Source organism: Streptomyces sp. NPDC003943, assembly GCF_053605265.1.
The window spans coordinates 1-15,361 of sequence record NZ_JBSGIW010000067.1 but is presented as its reverse complement, the minus strand read 5'-3'; the positions used below and the strand labels follow the sequence as shown (position 1 = coordinate 15,361).

The following is a 15,361-nucleotide window of genomic DNA, read 5'->3' as shown; positions in this document are numbered from 1 at the left end:
GATCCACCGCGCCGCTCTCGCACGAAAGGCACCGCACATGGTCGCTCGAACCGCACCGGATCCGGAACACGTCGTCGTCGTGGGAGGCGGCGTCTCCGGCCTGGCAGCCGCGCACCGGCTCGTCGAGGCCGGGACGCGCGTGACGCTCCTGGAGGCGTCCGGACGGCTCGGCGGCAAGCTCCGCGCCGGAGAGATCGCGGGCGTTCCCGTCGACCTGGGAGCGGAGGCCCTGTTCGCCCTCCGGCCGGAGGCGGTCGACCTGGCCCGCGCCGTCGGGCTCGGCGAATGCCTGGAGCCGGCCGTGACGACCTCCGCGGCCGTGTGGAGCCGGGCCGCCCTCCACCCGCTGCCGCGCGGCACCGTCCTGGGCGTGCCGGGCGACGCCGCGGCGCTGGAAGGGCTGATCTCCCCGGAAGGCATCGCCCGCATGGAGCAGGACCGCACCCTGCCGCGCACGCCCGTCCCGGGAGACGTGTCCATCGGCGCGTACGTGGCCGAGCGGTACGGCCAGGAGGTCGTCGACCGGCTCCTGGAGCCGCTGCTCGACGGCGTGTACGCGGGCGACGCCTCCCGCATCTCCATGCGCTCGGCCGTTCCGGCCCTCTTCGAGGCGGCCCGCACGCACCCTTCGCTGCTCGACGCGGTCGCCTCCGTCACCGCCGCGCACGGCCCGTCGTCACAGGCCGCGCCCGCCGGGCCGGTGTTCATGGGCATCAGCGGCGGCATCGGCAGGCTGCCGGGCGCCGTTGCCGAAGCCGTACGCGAGAAGGGCGGCCGGATCCTTCTCGACACCCCGGCGCTCGCGCTGAAACGCACTCCCGACGGATGGAGCGTGCGCACCCCCGGCGGCCCGCTCGCGGCCGACGGCGTGGTCCTCGCGGCACCCGCGTGGACCGCCGCCGGCCTGCTGGAGGGCGAGTGCCCCGCCGCGGCCGAACTGTCGGACGTCGACTACGCCTCACCGGCGCTCGTGACACTCGCCTTCCGCCGTACCGACCTGCCTGTCCTGCCCGGTGGCAGCGGGTTCCTCGTACCGCCGGTGGAAGGACTCACGATCAAGGCGGCCACCCTGCTGACCCACAAATGGCGCTGGCTGCGCGAGTCAGCCACCCGGCTCTTCGTCCTGCGCGTCTCCATCGGCCGGCACGGGGACGAGCGGGCGCTCCACCTGGACGACACGGAACTCGTCGCGGCCGCCCGGCGCGACCTGGGGACCGTGCTCGGTCTGACCGCCGCGCCCGTGGCGGCGAAGGTCAGCCGCTGGCAGGACGGACTGCCGCAGTACGCCGTCGGCCACGCCGCCCGGATCGAACGGGTCAGGGCGGCGGTCGGCAAGCTGCCGCGGATCCGGCTGTGCGGAGCCGTGTACGACGGCGTCGGCATCGCGAACTGCGTGGCGAGCGGCCGGCGTGCGGCCGACGAGGTGCTCGGGCTCGTGGACGCCGGGTGACGCGCGGGCACACCAAGCCGTCGGACCGGCCGGCCGGGACGGCAGCGAGCCGGGCCTTCGCGTGGCTCCTCGTCGTCACCGGCGCCCTCGGGCTGCTCGCCTCCTGGGTGATCACCCTCGACAAGTTCCTCCTCCTCGCGGACCCCGGCTTCGTCCCCTCCTGCAACCTGAGCCCTGTGCTCTCCTGCGGCAGCGTCATGCGGAGCGAGCAGGCCTCGGTGTTCGGCTTCCCCAACCCCATGCTCGGCCTCGCCGCGTACGCCGTCGTCGTCACGATCGGCCTCGCCACGCTCGCCGGGGCCCGCCACCCACGCTGGTTCTGGCTCGGTCTCAACCTCGGCACCCTGCTCGGCGCGGGCTTCTGCATGTGGCTGATGAGCCAGGCGCTGTACGAGATCGGCGCCCTGTGCCTGTGGTGCTGCCTGGCCTGGGCGGCGACCGTCGTCATGTTCTGCTACACGACCGTGCACAACCTGAAGCACGGCATCCTGCGCGCGCCGGGCAGACTGGTCGCCGCGGCGACGGAGTTCCACTGGGCGGTGCCGGCCGTCTGGTGCGGCAGTGTGGTGATGCTGATCGCGACACGCTTCTGGGACTACTGGAGCGGCCTGCTGTGAGGCGGGACCTCACCCCGGCCGGGAGGGCGCCGCTCCTGTGCGTCCTTCCGGCCACGACCTAGCCGCGCAGCCGGTTCGACAGCCGGGTCTCCAGCTCCTCGTAGCGGGGATCCGGCAGCGTCTCCGCCAGGAAGTCGAGGCCGGTCCGGATCAGGTCGACCAGCGGGGCGTACGCCGGGTCGGCGAGGCGTACGTCCGCGTAGAGGAACTGCCAGCCGTAGAACCCCCTGGTCAGGAGAAGTGCCTCCAGGTATCCGGGGTAGTCCAGCTCGAGTTCGAAGGTGCCGTGCGGGAAGCGGTACACCCACATCCGCGGCGCGAGGGTGTCGCCGGAGAGCCGGACGGCCGCGAAGGCGGCGACGCCGCCCTCCGGCTGGTGGTCGACCACGCGCAGCTCCTCGAAGAGTGCGCGCTCCTCTTCGTCGCGCGCGCCGCCCGCGTCGGGCGGCCCGGACATGACCGCGTCGACCAGCTCGTGCAGGACGAACTCGCCGCCCGCGCCGACGGAGGCGCCGGCCGCGTACCAGTGGATGCCGAGCTCCCAGTAGCGGACGTGATGGTCCTTGAGGGCGGGATCGAGAGCGATGCCGAACACCTCCTCCAGTTGGGAGAAGCCGGCCAGCGAGTCCTCGACCACCTCGCTGATGTCCTCTCGCCTCACCCCGCTGACGTCGATCGCGTCGTTCGTCCTCAGCGACTCGATCATGTCGAGGAACCGGCGCTCGATGGGGGTGGGGTCACGATCGACCATGTCCGCTCACTGCTCCGTCCGCTGCATCTGGATTGAGATCCGGACCTGGATCCGGAATCAGATCTGGACTCAGATCTGGACTCAGATCTGGATTCGTCCCGCCTTGATGGCGTCGACCAGCTTGCCTATCTTCACCTGAATTCCGTCTATCCCGTTCCTCCGGCCATTGTTCGCGACCGTGAGTCGCATCCTCAGTTTGGACATGTCATTCGTGAAGTCGCCGCCGTTCGCGAGTTCACCGATGACCATCTGGCAGAACGCCGCTTCGTCCTTCGAGCCGAATATCGCATTACTGAGACCCTTCCAGCCGTGCGGGCTGATCGCGTTCAGCATCAGCGGGTTCACCCCGGTCGGCGTCGTCTGCGTGCCCGACGAAAGCACCTGCTTCAGTGAGGAATTCGCCGACTTGGGATGCCAGTCACCGTCCTTCACCTCGTATCCTGCCCAGCGCACCGTGATGCTCTGCAGGAATCCGTCGGGGTTCGCATGGGTGCTGACGTCGACCTCGTACCAGATCATGTCCTCACGGCCACCGCTCAGCGCCTGCGCGGCCGGGTCCTCGACGCCGTAGTGGAAGCTCGTGTTCGTCGTGGCGCGGGCCGGAACCAGGTTGGAGTCGGTGGCTTTGCCGCCCAGCGGTGCGGGCAGCAGATGCATCTTCACCCAGACGGTGGAATTGGGCGGGTTGAGGCCGTTCAGGCTGACGTAGCTCCAGCCGGTCAGGGTCGCACCGGAATTCTTCGCCGCGTCCTCGCCGGGATGGATGCTCGCAATGTCCTTGGGGAGGTACTGCGCCTTGAACCCGGTGGCCTTGACCCCGTTGGCGAACGGCGGCAGCACGGGCGGCGGCATCGGCGGCTTCGGGCTGCGGGCGGCGAGGAGTCGCGCGAGGGTGCTCATGTCGCCGACCAGCGCGTCGTACGCCGCCTGCCGCGGCGGGTCGGCCGTGCCGTTCCTGCCCAGCGCGTCCTTCCGCTTCCCGACGTCGTCGGACTTCGCCTTCGCGGCGGCCAGCGCCTGGGCCTGCTGGGCCTTCTCCGGACTCGAATCGGGCAGCTTGGCCACTTCCGCGGCCCACGCCTGGAAGAAGTCCTCGATGCGCTGCTCGACGCTGTGCACCTTCAGTTCCGCCGAGGCGCCGCGCCCCGTGAACAGCACCTGGTGCTTCTCCCCGTCGCGGGTCGAGAACGGCTTCGAAGGGAGGGGAAGGTCGGCGGCCGGCCCGGCGTCCTTGCCCGGCGCCTTCCGGTCGGCGCCCTTCTTGCCGCTGAACCTGTCCTTGACCTTCTTTCCGGCCGCCTTGAGCCTGGCCCAGATGGCCTTGCCCAGTTTCACGATCTTGCCGACGATCCAGTCGACGGCCTTCATCACCGGTTTCGACAGGGCCTGGAAGAAGCTCTTGACCTTGTTCGCGATGCCGCCGATGCCGAGAATCGCCGCGAGCGCGCCGATCAGCACGGGGATCGACCTGGCCAGGGCGTTCTCGATCAGTTCGGGTACGCCTCCGCCACCGCCGCCCGCGATGGCGATGACGGCGTCGAGTACGGCGTTGACGAATTCGATGATCTGGGCGCCGCGTTCGACGATGAAGGTGACGATGTCGATGATCATCTTGCAGGCTTTGATGAACGCGCTCGCCGGATTCAGGAGGCTGATGATCCAGGTGATGCCGGCCATGAGCACGGTGGGGATCAGATACGAGGAGATCTTGCCGAGCAGGTTCTCCTTCAGGTCCCCGATCTGGTCCTTGATCTCCTCCGTCACTCCGGCGACGCCCTCGGACTGCAGCTTCGCCACCATCGGCACGCCGGATTCGACCGCGCTCATGGCCTGCTCCGGTATGCCCTTCGCGACGATCCGGCCCCGGATCGCCCCCCAGGTCAGCCCGAGCAAAGAGGCGATCATCGTCAGAATGCCGCGCAGGTCGAATTTCGCCGGCAATTGCAGTCCCGCGCCGGACATCGCGCCGAGCAGCCAGCCGATGAGTCCCTTCTTCAGATGGGTGCCGATGTTGGCGAGGAAGTTCTTCAGGCCGGCACCGACGGCGGAGACGAGGTGACCGAGGAAGCCGATCGGGTCCTTGAGGATCGCCATCACCGCGTGCGCGGCCTTGGCGAGGACTCCGAGCAGGAGGTCCTTGAGCTGGAGGATGGTGGTGATCACGCCCTTGACCGCGTCCACGGCCTTGGCGATCAGGCCCTTGTTCTTCTCCTTCTCCGCCTCGATCTCCGCGTCCACCTCCTTGAGCGCGGAGTTGTACTTGTCCGCCAGGGTCTGCACCAGCTCCTGACCCTTGGCATCCACGCTCTCGGTGAGGGAGTCGAACCTGCCCGCGAACTGTCCCGCGGCCTCCTTGCCGATCGCCTGCAGGTCCGCAGGCAGCTTCTGCACCTCGGCCTGCAGCTGCTGACGTCCGGTCGCGATCCGCTGCTTCGCGCGGTTCAGCTCGGCGCCGATGATGTCCGCGACCCCGGAGATCACCGACTGCATCCGGGTCACATAGCCCTGCCGTGCCACGACGAAGATCTGGTCGGCCTCCGCGGGCAGCCCGGCGAACTTGTCCTTGACCCACTTCAGCTTCCCGGTGAAACCCGAGTACCGCTTGTCCTTGTACGCGTCCATGCGGCGCTTGTGGTCCGCGGTGAAGGCGTCCCGCGCGGCCTTCTCGCCCGCGGTGAACGCCTCGTCGACCTTCTTGTCCAGGCCGGACAGGATGGCCTCGACCTCGGTCTTCGTCGCGTCGAAGACCGTCTGCAGCTTCGCGGTGACGTCCGCGCGCTTCTTCTCGTCGCCGGTCTGGGTGGTCTGCTGGCCCTGCCGCACCTGGGTGTCGGTCTGCTGCCGGACCGCGGTCAGGCCGCTCATCGCGGTGGCCCCGGCCGTGGCGGCGGCGGCCTTCGCCGTCGTCAGGGTCTTGTCCTCGGCGGCCCGCACCTGCCCGGGGGCGGTGGCGGCGTGCTGCTCTCCGGCCTTCTTGTCCTTCAGCGCGGTGGTGAACTCCGGTTCGTTGGACTTGGCGAGCTGGTCCTCGGTGACCTGTGCGTCGGCCATCTGCTGATCGACCTGTTTCGGCCCGGCCGAGAAGTCCGTCGCCGCGGCCGGGGCCTTGTCCGGGACCGCCTGGGACGCGTCGGGGGCACCCGGATTGGTGACGGCGGGCTGCGGCGCCAGCGGCGTGACCGGCTTCTCCTTGGCCGCGGAGGTGTCGGGCGCCGCCTTCGTCGTGGTCTCGATGGCGTCGGCCGACTTCTTCCTGCCGTCCGCGACCTGGCCCTGCACCTGCCCCTTCACCGCGTCGGCCTTGCCCGAACGGCTGAACTTGTCCGCTTCGTCGAGGTTCTTGGGTGCCTGCGCGCTGATGGCCTCGTTGACGGCGCGCACGAAGGCGGCCTTGTCGAAGGTGCCCGGCTGGGCGGCGTTCATCTTCTCCGCGTTCGCCGCCTTGCCCTGCGCGAGCCTGTCGTCGGCGGGCGGCTTCGCCGCGGCCTGCGCGGCGTTCGCCGTCGTGGCCGGCGGCGGATGCGCCGCGAGGGCCGACTTCTTGCTCCGTACGTCCGACGCCACCGCGGAGAACTTCGCCGACGACGCGGCGGGAGCCCGCGCGCCGGCCGCGAGACGCTGCACGGGCGCCGCGTCCGTCATCTCCGCGCGTACCTCACCGGCGCGTACCTCACTTGCCGCGGGGGACGGTGACGCCGACGACGCCTGCGCCACGACGCGCGCCGGCCCCGGCGGACCCGCCTTGGGCCCGGCGCGGCGTGAGGCCAGCATCCCCGCGACCGCGCGGTTGCCCGCCGCCCGTTGCAGGCGTTGCGCGGTCACCCGGCTCAACGGCGAGCCAGGACCGGCCTGATCCGGCACCGCCGGCGCGGGAACGGCCGTGGCCCGGTCCTCGGTGCCGGGGGCGGGGGTCGTGCCGTGACGACGTGGGGCCGCTGCGCCGGCCTCCTGCCGTTCGCGCTCGACCGCGTCTCCCATCCCTCGATCGTGACGCGCATCGCGGGCCTGCCCGTAGCCCTATCGGGCAGCGAAAGGGGCAGACCTCGCGAGGCTACCGCCCAGACCCACCCGGGCCTGTCCGGCGGATCAGGGTCGGGTGGGGTGGGCCCTGGTCACGACGCGCCAGCAAGTGGGCGTCGAGAAAGCCCCGTTCGGAGGCCGGATCGTGGACCAGCCGGGCGAACGGGACGAGGCCGGCGTCGCTCAGCAGCTCGGCGAACCGGTCGACCGGCCAGGCGTAGGCCGGCGTCACCTTGTGGTCGAACCGGACGGGCCCGGCTCCGTCGGCTCCGTCGGTCCCGAAGAACGAGACCAGGAGCAGGCCGCCCGGCGCCAGGACACGCACCTGCTCGGCGAGCAGTGCGGGCAGTTCACCGGGCGGGGTGTGGATCATCGAGTAGTGCGCCAGCACGCCGCCGAGCGCGCCGTCCTCGACCGGCAGGTCCTCCATCCGCGCCTCGTCGAAGCGCAGTGCCGGACGGTTCCGCCGGGCGTGGGCGACCATGGCGGGGGAGAGGTCGAGCCCGAACGCGTCGAGGCCCAGGTCGTGCAGCATGGCCGTCAGATGCCCGGGCCCGCACCCGACGTCCGCGGTCCGGAGATTCCCGTTCCCGCGCACCAGCTCGGCGAAGGTGCCGATGATCGCCCGCGCGAACGGCCGCGTCTCCAGCCGGTCGGAGAACATCGACGCGTACAGCTCGACGACGCCGTCGTAGGCCGCCCTGGTCTCGTCCTGGTGTTCCGCCACGGAAGGACGCTAACACCCGTGCCTGCCCGCCTCGTTCACCGCCCTCGGTCCCGTACCCACCTGCACCTCACGGCCACGCACGCGGAAAGGGCACCCGCAGCGACTCCGGTGCCGTCGCCCCGTGTTCGGCGGCCGCGTGCAGGCGCCCGTCGCGCAGGACGATGGCGCCGCTGCCGAGCATCGTCGTGACCAGCTCGTCGGCGAGCGCCTCGGGCGTCCTGCCCAGGAGCCGGGCCGCGTCGGTCAGCCACGCCCGCGCGTGCAGATACGGCTCGACCTGGCCGGCCGGGATCCCGCCGCGGATCATCAGGGCGAACGCGAAGATCCGCCTGGCCCCGTACCAGACGGCGCCGTGCGGGTCGTCGACGAGCCGCTGGGCCCGGCGCAGCGCGGCGGCGAAGGCCGGCTCCGGGGCGGCGGGGACCGGGCCGTGGGAGGGCAGGATCACGCGCGGGGCGAGGTCGGCCATGCGCTTCAGGGAGGCGAGCGCGGTGGCGGCGGCCTCGGGGCCGTCGAGGGCGAGGTTCACCCAGCCCACGTCGTAGTCCGACAGCGCGTCCCCGACCACGAGCAGCCGCTCCTCCGGCTGCCACAGCGCCAGATGGCCCGGAGTGTGCCCGGGCGTGCGGACGACCTCCCAGTCGGCGTCGCCGAGCCTGACGATCTGGCCGTCGTCGAGCGGGATGTCGACGGTGTACGGGGCCACGGGCTGGTCCAGGTACTCGGCCGCGCAGCAGCCGGGATCCCGTCGCGCGATCAGCTCCGCCTCCGGCGCCCCGGCCGCGACGGCGGCGCCGCGCGCCTGGAGGAGGGCGTTGCCGCCGACGTGGTCGGAGTGCCAGTGCGTGTTCACGACCAGTTCGACGCCCCCGGCCCGCTCGCGGGCCCAGTCGGCGGTGTCCGCCGCGCTACCGACGAACCCGCTGTCGACCAGGGCCGGTTGCTGCCCGTGCAGCAGCAGCGTGTTGGCGTCGGGGAAGGGCCGCTGCCACCACGTCGCCCAGGACGGCAGCGCGGGGGAGGTGCGCGCGCTCACAGCGCGGGCCCGTTCACGCGCCCGTTCACGCGGACCGGCGTCCGCCGGCCGGTCGCGACGGGCGTCCGCCCGCCGCCGCCCTCAGCTCCGCCGCCCCCGGCCCCGTACACCTTCAACTCGCAGACGGTCAGGGTGCGTCCGGACCTGAGCGCCGTCCCGATCGCCTCGATGCGGTCGCCGGCGGCCGGCGAGCTCGCCCGTATCCGCTTTCGCACCGCATGGCTCCCCTGTTGCTGCTGCGTCGGGTCGTCCACGTGCTCTCCTTCGTCCGCGTACGGGCGGGGCCGGGTGAGGTGGGGCGGGGCCGGGTCAGCCGGCCAGACGTTCCACGAGCAGGAAGCCGCCGATGACGATCATCATGACACCGGAGGCGCGGGTGACGGCCCGGGCGGCCGAAGGCCGGGTCTTCAGTACCGTGCGCGCGAGGACGCCGACGCCCAGGTAGACGACGGCGCAGGCCGTCATGTGGAGCGTGCCGAGCAGCCCGGTCTGCGCGGCGACCGGCCAGCCGCCCGAGGTGTCGATGAACTGCGGGAAGAGCGAGAAGTAAAGGAGCAGCGCCTTCGGGTTGAGACCGCTGATCCCCATGCCCCTGATCACGAGCCGCGCACGGGAAGCCCCCGCGTTCCCGGCGGCTCCGGCGTTCCCGGCGGCTCCGGCGGACGCGGTGGAGGCGGAGGGCCCGGTGGCGTCCGCGGAGGCGGCGGCCCCGAAGGACCCGGCAGTCCCGGCGGAGGCGGCGGCCCCAAAGGATCCGGCGATCCCCGAGGATGCGGCGGCCCCGGAGAACCCGGCGGCGCCCCCGGGCCCGATCGCCTCCTCGGAGGCCGCCGGCACGGCCGGCTTCCGCAGCATGCCCCAGCCCAGCCACACCAGGTACCCGGCCCCGGCGACGGTCAGCGCCGTCAGGACGGCCGGCGAGCCCGCCACGATCATCACCAGGCCCGCGACGGCGAGCAGCGTGTACCCGGCGTAGCCGGCGATCAGCCCGGCGACCGCCGGGACGACGGACCGTTCCCGCAGTCCGGCGGAGATCGCGTACGCCCAGTCCGCGCCGGGCGTGAACACCAGCAGCAGATCCACCGCCAGGAAGGCTGCCAGTGTCGTCGTGTCCATCGATGGTTCCCTCTCACGTTCCGTGCGTCCGAGAGGGAAGGCTAGGCGGCATATGCCCGAAAGTGTTTGCGTTCTTACTCCATGATCGCGCTCCCTGAGGGAGAATCTTCTCCATGGATGCCCTGGACCGGAAGATTCTTACCGAGCTGCAGCTGGACGGCCGTCTGACGGTCACCGAACTGGCCGCCCGCGTACAGCTCAGCGTCTCGCCCTGCCACCGCCGCCTGCGCGACCTCGAACGCGAGGGCGCCATCCGCGGCTACCGCGCGGTCGTCGACCCCGCCGCCATCGGCCTGAACTTCGAGGCGCTCGTCTTCGCCACCCTGCGCTGGGAGTCCCCCGAGACCGTCACCGCCTTCGAGGAGGCCGTCACCGAGATCCCGCACGTCATCCAGGCCCAGCGCCTGTTCGGCGAACCCGACTACCTGCTGCGCGTCGCCACCACCGACCTCGTCGCCTACCAGCACCTCTACGACCAGCAGCTCGCCAAGCTGCCCGGCGTCCAGCGCCTGACCTCCACCCTCGTCATGAAGAACGTGATCGACGAGCGGCCGCTGCCGGAGTAGAGCCGGAGTAGTGCAGGAGCAGCCGGTACGGGACCGGCTCCTCAGCGAGAGGTCTCGCTCGGGCCGTGCCGGTACCAGACGGAGTCGATGACCCTGCCGTCCGGGAGGGTGTGGCGGGTCGGGCCGTCGCAGGGGAGGAAGCCGGCGGCGCTCAGCGCTCGGCGGCAGCGGTCGTTCGACTTCTCGGTGCCGGCCCGCACCACCTCCAGGCCGAGGTGGTCGTGGGCGAACCGGGCGGTCGCCTCGGCGAGTTCGACGCCGAGACCCTGACGCCGGTAGGCCGGGGCGATCTGGAGGCCGATGGTCCCTTCGTCCAGCATGACCGAGCCCATCCCCACCGCGCGGCCGGTCACCGCGTCGACGGCCAGCAGCGCGTGCCGCTGGACGTGGTCGCCGGGCACGAGCCGTCGGGCCAGCCGGCGGCGAACGGGGGCGCGGAAGGAGCGCAGGCGCTCCGCGCGGTTGCTGTCGTCGATGCCGAGGAGATGCTCGGCCACCCGGCTGTCGATGACGGTGTCCGCGGTCCAGCCCAGCCAACGCTGCGCCTCCGGGTCGGCCGCGACCGCCTCGCCGATCGCCGCGTCCAGGAGATCCCGGGGCGTACGCAGCACCAGTCGCGCGGTGCGCAGGACGTGGTGGCCGTCAGCGCACCGGACGGGCACGAGCGGCGTGCGGCGTACCGCCCTTCGCCACAGCGTCGATATCTCCACGACCAGGGACCTTACTGCCGTCCGCCGTCCGCGCTCAGGCGGGGCCTCAGCCCGCGAAGGCGGCGCGCTGGGCCCCGGCGCGGGCGGTGAAGCTCATCAGCATGTCCCGGTGGCCCGGACCCTGCCGCGGGCCCTGTCCGAGCGGGCTCACGTCGTGCAGGACGCGGGCGTCCGCCGCGTACAGGCTGTCCAGCGGCGCGGTGAAGGTGCGCTCGGTGAGGGGCGGGGAGGCCGGAGACCCGGGTTCCGCGGCGTAGACGGTCGTGCGGCCGCCGGTGACGTTGTGGCGGGCGAAGTGGTGCAGCGCGATGGAGTCGAATCCGTCGCGGTGCCGACCTCGGGCGAGGGCAGGCCGGGCGAGCCTGGGCGCGCCGTGACGCGTACGAGATGGGCGTCGACCTCCCAGGCGGGAGGGCCGCGGCCCCGCGCAGGCGTCGAAGACGGCCGCGTTGTGGTGGACCAGGGCGAGGAAGCCAGGGCGAGGAAGAAGGGATCGGACGCCTCGGCGTCCCGGAACGGGGCCAGCTCGCGTCCCCCCATGGCCTCCATGCCCCGCATCGTCCAGCAGATCCGCCCGGTGCGACAGATCGCCACGCACCATGGCGCACGCCGACGGGTTCAGCCGAGCTGGGCCGCGGCACGAGTACTGAAGCTCGTTCCTGAATACTCGTTCCGGCGGCGTGATCCGATGGGGAGGATGCGTCAGGCCCGGGCCGGTGATCTCCGGTCCGATGCGTGGAGGGGAAGCCATGGGGGAGCGGGACACCGGCGCGGACACCGGTACGGACACCGGTGCGGAGGCCGTGAGCGGGAAGGCGAGCGAGCGGACGTCCCGCACGCGTGGCCGGGTGCTCGGCGGGCTGGCGGTGCTGACAGCGGTGGTACTGACGTTCCATCGGCTGGTTCCGAACTCCCCCGGGCACGTGGGCAGTCTCCTGGAGTCCTTCCTGCCCTGGTCCGGCGTTGTGATCATGGTGTTGTCGGGCCTGGCGCTGCTGCGCCGCTCGACGTTCGCGCTGCTGACCCTGCTCCTTCCGGTGGCGGTGTGGACGAATCTCTTCGGGGGGCTGCTGCTGCCCGGTGCGGAGCCCGGTGCGGACGACCTCGTCGTGGTGCAGCACAACGTGAGCGACGAGAACACCGACCCCGCGGGCACGGCCCGCTCCCTGGCGGACGCAGGGCCGGACCTCATCGCCCTGGAGGAGCTGGTGCCGTCGGCGCTACCGGTCTACGAGGGAGTCCTCGCCCCGCGCTACCCGTACCACGCGGTGGCGGGCACCGTCGGACTGTGGTCGAAACACCCGCTCACGGATGCCCGGAAGCTGGACATCAGGCCCGCCGGGATCACCGAGCCCTGGAGCCGTGGCCTGCGTGCCGTGGTCCGCACGCGGCAGCGCGAGATCGCGGTGTACGTCGCGCACCTGCCGTCGGTTCGCCTCGGCACGACCGGCCTCGCCTCGTCCTTGCGGGACGAGAGCGCCGGCCTGCTGGGCAAGGCCGTGGCCGCCGAGAAGCTCGACACGGTGATACTCCTCGGAGACCTCAACAGCACGGTCGACGACCGTGGACTGACCCCGCTGACCTCGCGGATGAACGTGCCGGCACGGGGCTTCGCCTTCAGCTTCCCCGCCGCTGCCCCGCTGGCCCGGATCGACCAGGTCATGGCTCGCCCGGCCACCGTGGGCCGCGTTCGCACCCTGCCCCGCACAGGCAGCGACCATCTGCCGGTCATCGCGCGGATCGCCCTGGGCTGAGCCGATCCGCGTGCTGCGCGGCCCGTCGGCTCCCCAGAGGACGCCTTCATTTCCACCGCAGTGGAGTTCGCAGAAGCAGTCCAGGACACGGCGGTGGGGGATCACTCCCGGGGTCGAGGCCGTCGCCGCCGCGGAGCCGCCCCCGATCGGGTGGCGGGGATCGCGCATTCGGCCGCGCGGCCCCACCCTGCCGGGCCCCGTCCGGGCAGGGTGGGGCCGTGGTGACGATCCTCTCGACCCTACGGCCGCGGGCGGCGGCCCGGCCCCTGACCGTCCTCTCGTCCCTACGGCCGGGGGCGGCCCGGGCCCTGACCGGTGCGCTGCTCGCCGGCGCCGTCCTGTGCGGATGCGGCGCCTCGGCGGCCCGCGAGGACGGTGCCACGGATGCCGGCCTGAAGTTCGCGGCGGCGCTGGCCGTCGGGGACTACCGGGCGGGCTGCGAGCTGCTCGCCCCCGACACCCGGGACCAGGTGGAGGAGGAGGGCAAGGGGCCCTGCGGCCCGGCCCTGCGCTCGCTCGGCCTGCCGCGCCCGGGCGCCGCGCGCGGCATGCAGGTCTACGGGCGTCAGGCGCTGCTGCGGATGGAGCGGGACACCCTGTTCCTCTCGCAGTTCGACCGCGGCTGGAAGGTCACCGCGGCCGGTTGCGTCCCCGCCTCGGAAGACGAGCCGTACCAGTGCTCTCTGAAGGGATCCTGACCATGAGGATCATGTTCGTCACCTGTGTCCTGACCATCCTGGGCGGGCTCGGCTACTTCACCGTGATCGGAGCGCTGCACCGGTGACGGCGGAGCGGGGCGCAGACCGGACGGAGGGCATGTCCTTCTGGCGCGCCAACAGCCTGTCCCTCGCGTTCGGGGCGGCCTTCCTGATCGTGCTCGCCGCCCAGGCGGTCTCCGGCCGGGCGGAGTTCAACGAGCAGCTCGCCGTCCAGGGCCTCCAGCAGATCGGCCTCGGCGACTACCTCATGTCCTCCGACTTCGCGGTGGACGTCACCGAGAACTGGCAGTCCGAGTTCCTGCAGTTCTTCCTCTACATCTTCGGGACCGTCCATCTCCTCCAGCGCGGCTCGCCCGAGTCGAAGCCCCTGGACAACGCGGGCGTGGAGACCGAGCGCGAGCAGCGGATGGGCGATCACGCCCAGCCCGAGTCGCCCCACTGGGCGGGGACGAAGGACTGGCGGCAGGCCGTCTACTCCCGCTCGCTCGGCCTCACCATGGCCGTCTTCTTCGTGCTGTCCTGGTTCGCGCAGTCCGTCTCCGGCGTCTCCGCCTACAACGACCTGCGGCTGCGTCAGCTCCAGGCCCCGATCGACTGGGGCGCCTATCTCGCCTCCGCCGACTTCTGGAACCGTTCGCTGCAGAACTGGCAGTCCGAACTCCTGGCGGTGTGCGCCATGGCCATCCTGTCCGTCTACCTCCGACAGCGCGGCTCCCCGGAGTCCAAGCCCGTCGGCTCGGCCCACTCGGCCACGGGCGTCGAGGGCTGACCCACGGGCCAGGCCCGCGGGCCGGATCCCACGGGCCGGGCGGGCCCCGGTGCAGCGGCCTCGCCGATCCGGCGCAACGCCCTTGACCCGCACCGGAGGGCCACGCGTCAGAGCGCGGGGAAGGAGATCCGGACGGAGTAGCGCCGCTCCAGCTCGTGGATCCTGGCGGGCAGCGTGGTGTTCAGCGCCGCGATGTCCTCGCGGTGGGCGGCGCGGAAGCGCGCGGCGAGGGGCTTGCGCAGCTCGGCTCGGAGGTCCTCGACCGGCTTCATGCAGACCGCGTACGTGCCGGCCAGGGCGTGCTCGCCTGCGGTGTCGCCCGCCTGCAGGCGCCGGTCGACGAGCGCGAAGAAGGCGTTCTCGTCCCGTGCTTCGACCTTGTGCGCGGCCAGGCACGGGCCGAAGCTCCGGAGCGCGGCGACGACCCGGGGGTTGCTGCGCAGCGACGACTCCTCCTGGAACCACTGGCCCTGCACCTTCAGGTACAGCGACCGCAGGCTCTGGTCCACGGCCATGCCGGTCCGCATGCAGCGCTCCTGGACCTTCTGCCCGGAGCCCTCGGCGGGGCGGTCCTTCGAGCCGTCGGCCGCGCCGGGGACGATCACGCCGTTGAATCCGTTGCGCGCGATGAACGGCAGGTCGGGGATGTCGGAGAAGCGCACGAAGGCCGGCGGCTCGTGCGGCGGGGCGGGCGTCTCCTGCTCGGCCAGGCAGTCCCGTACGGCCGTGTCCGCGGCCAGGCGCCCGAACGCGTCGAGCCCCTGCGTCCAGCGGGTCTGCGCGCCCGTCGTCGGAAGCACCATGTCCGCGACGTCCGCGGGCATCGCGGAGGTGACCGGGACCGTGGCGGTGGGGGCGGGGCGCTGCGGAAGCCCGTCCTGCGCCGGGGCGGCGGTCGGGCCGGACGACACGGTGGGGCCGGTCGGGCCGGAACACGCGGTCAGACCGGCCAGGACGCCGGCCGCGACGAGAAGCGGCGCCGTCCGGGCGGCCGCGCGCGAGAGCGGGTTGCGGCGGGGCATCGTCCCCGAACCTCCGGTGTACGTGTTCGTATGCGTGTACGTGTGAGTTGCGCGGTGCGCCCGCCCCCGGCGGTGGGCCGGGGCCGCGCGCGCGGGGCAGCCCT

At 72.2% G+C, this 15,361-nt stretch carries 15 protein-coding genes; 6 read left to right on the top strand and 9 right to left on the bottom strand.

Features of this window, described 5'->3' with window-relative positions:
• Positions 1-37 precede the first annotated feature (37 nt).
• Both hemG and ACWEV0_RS25020 read left to right on the top strand, forming a co-directional pair.
• Entirely contained in the window at positions 38-1,450 is a 1,413-nt protein-coding gene (gene hemG / locus ACWEV0_RS25025) for a protoporphyrinogen oxidase (protein WP_453151689.1), read from the top strand.
• Positions 1,447-2,067 carry a vitamin K epoxide reductase family protein gene (locus tag ACWEV0_RS25020; RefSeq protein ID WP_453151688.1) on the top strand — a complete coding sequence of 207 codons (621 nt, stop codon included), beginning with the start codon at positions 1,447-1,449 and terminating at the stop codon, positions 2,065-2,067. Before hemG ends, ACWEV0_RS25020 begins: the two co-directional genes overlap by 4 nt.
• A 58-nt stretch (positions 2,068-2,125) precedes the next feature.
• Here ACWEV0_RS25020 and ACWEV0_RS25015 read toward each other — a convergent pair whose 3' ends face one another.
• The 6 genes from ACWEV0_RS25015 to ACWEV0_RS24990 all read right to left on the bottom strand — a co-directional run bounded on the left by ACWEV0_RS25015 (position 2,126) and on the right by ACWEV0_RS24990 (position 9,717).
• Positions 2,126-2,818 carry a hypothetical protein gene (locus ACWEV0_RS25015; protein WP_453151687.1) on the bottom strand — a complete coding sequence of 231 codons (693 nt, stop codon included), beginning with the start codon at positions 2,816-2,818 and terminating at the stop codon, positions 2,126-2,128.
• Positions 2,819-2,899: 81 nt separating this feature from the next.
• On the bottom strand, positions 2,900-6,460 hold the full coding sequence (locus tag ACWEV0_RS25010) for a phage tail protein (protein WP_453151686.1): 3,561 nt from the start codon (positions 6,458-6,460) through the stop codon (positions 2,900-2,902).
• Positions 6,461-6,869: 409 nt separating this feature from the next.
• Positions 6,870-7,565 (bottom strand): class I SAM-dependent methyltransferase, encoded by a 696-nt coding sequence (locus ACWEV0_RS25005; RefSeq protein WP_453151685.1) that lies wholly within the window; start codon positions 7,563-7,565, stop codon positions 6,870-6,872.
• Positions 7,566-7,632: 67 nt separating this feature from the next.
• On the bottom strand, positions 7,633-8,601 hold the full coding sequence (locus ACWEV0_RS25000) for an MBL fold metallo-hydrolase (RefSeq protein ID WP_453151684.1): 969 nt from the start codon (positions 8,599-8,601) through the stop codon (positions 7,633-7,635).
• Positions 8,598-8,855, bottom strand: coding sequence for a hypothetical protein (locus ACWEV0_RS24995; RefSeq protein WP_453151683.1), 258 nt, complete (start codon positions 8,853-8,855; stop codon positions 8,598-8,600). Before ACWEV0_RS24995 ends, ACWEV0_RS25000 begins: the two co-directional genes overlap by 4 nt.
• A gap of 55 nt (positions 8,856-8,910) precedes the next feature.
• Positions 8,911-9,717 (bottom strand): LysE family translocator, encoded by an 807-nt coding sequence (locus ACWEV0_RS24990; protein ID WP_453151681.1) that lies wholly within the window; start codon positions 9,715-9,717, stop codon positions 8,911-8,913.
• Positions 9,718-9,830: 113 nt separating this feature from the next.
• Here ACWEV0_RS24990 and ACWEV0_RS24985 point away from each other — a divergent pair, with 113 nt between their 5' ends.
• Positions 9,831-10,283 (top strand): Lrp/AsnC family transcriptional regulator, encoded by a 453-nt coding sequence (locus tag ACWEV0_RS24985; RefSeq protein WP_451610190.1) that lies wholly within the window; start codon positions 9,831-9,833, stop codon positions 10,281-10,283.
• A gap of 41 nt (positions 10,284-10,324) precedes the next feature.
• On the opposite strand, the gene ACWEV0_RS24980 is transcribed toward ACWEV0_RS24985, so the two are convergent.
• Together ACWEV0_RS24980 and ACWEV0_RS24975 are read right to left on the bottom strand one after the other, a co-directional pair.
• On the bottom strand, positions 10,325-10,993 hold the full coding sequence (locus ACWEV0_RS24980) for a GNAT family N-acetyltransferase (protein WP_453151680.1): 669 nt from the start codon (positions 10,991-10,993) through the stop codon (positions 10,325-10,327).
• Positions 10,994-11,039: 46 nt separating this feature from the next.
• A complete protein-coding gene (locus tag ACWEV0_RS24975; RefSeq protein ID WP_453151678.1) occupies positions 11,040-11,594 on the bottom strand; it encodes a 2OG-Fe dioxygenase family protein in 555 nt (184 codons plus the stop codon).
• 148 nt (positions 11,595-11,742) lie between these two features.
• On the opposite strand from ACWEV0_RS24975, the gene ACWEV0_RS24970 reads away from it, so the two are divergent.
• From ACWEV0_RS24970 to ACWEV0_RS24960, 3 genes are all read left to right on the top strand, one after another.
• Positions 11,743-12,747: an endonuclease/exonuclease/phosphatase family protein gene (locus tag ACWEV0_RS24970; protein WP_453151677.1), complete on the top strand. Its 1,005-nt coding sequence runs from the start codon at positions 11,743-11,745 to the stop codon at positions 12,745-12,747.
• Between the two features lie 218 nt (positions 12,748-12,965).
• Complete coding sequence (locus tag ACWEV0_RS24965) at positions 12,966-13,445, top strand: hypothetical protein (protein ID WP_453151675.1); 480 nt, start codon at positions 12,966-12,968, stop codon at positions 13,443-13,445.
• 118 nt (positions 13,446-13,563) lie between these two features.
• Positions 13,564-14,235 (top strand): DUF6766 family protein, encoded by a 672-nt coding sequence (locus ACWEV0_RS24960; protein WP_453151674.1) that lies wholly within the window; start codon positions 13,564-13,566, stop codon positions 14,233-14,235.
• 107 nt (positions 14,236-14,342) lie between these two features.
• Here the strand turns inward: ACWEV0_RS24960 and ACWEV0_RS24955 are convergent, their stop codons facing one another.
• Positions 14,343-15,257: a hypothetical protein gene (locus tag ACWEV0_RS24955; protein WP_453151673.1), complete on the bottom strand. Its 915-nt coding sequence runs from the start codon at positions 15,255-15,257 to the stop codon at positions 14,343-14,345.
• Positions 15,258-15,361: the final 104 nt, after the last annotated feature.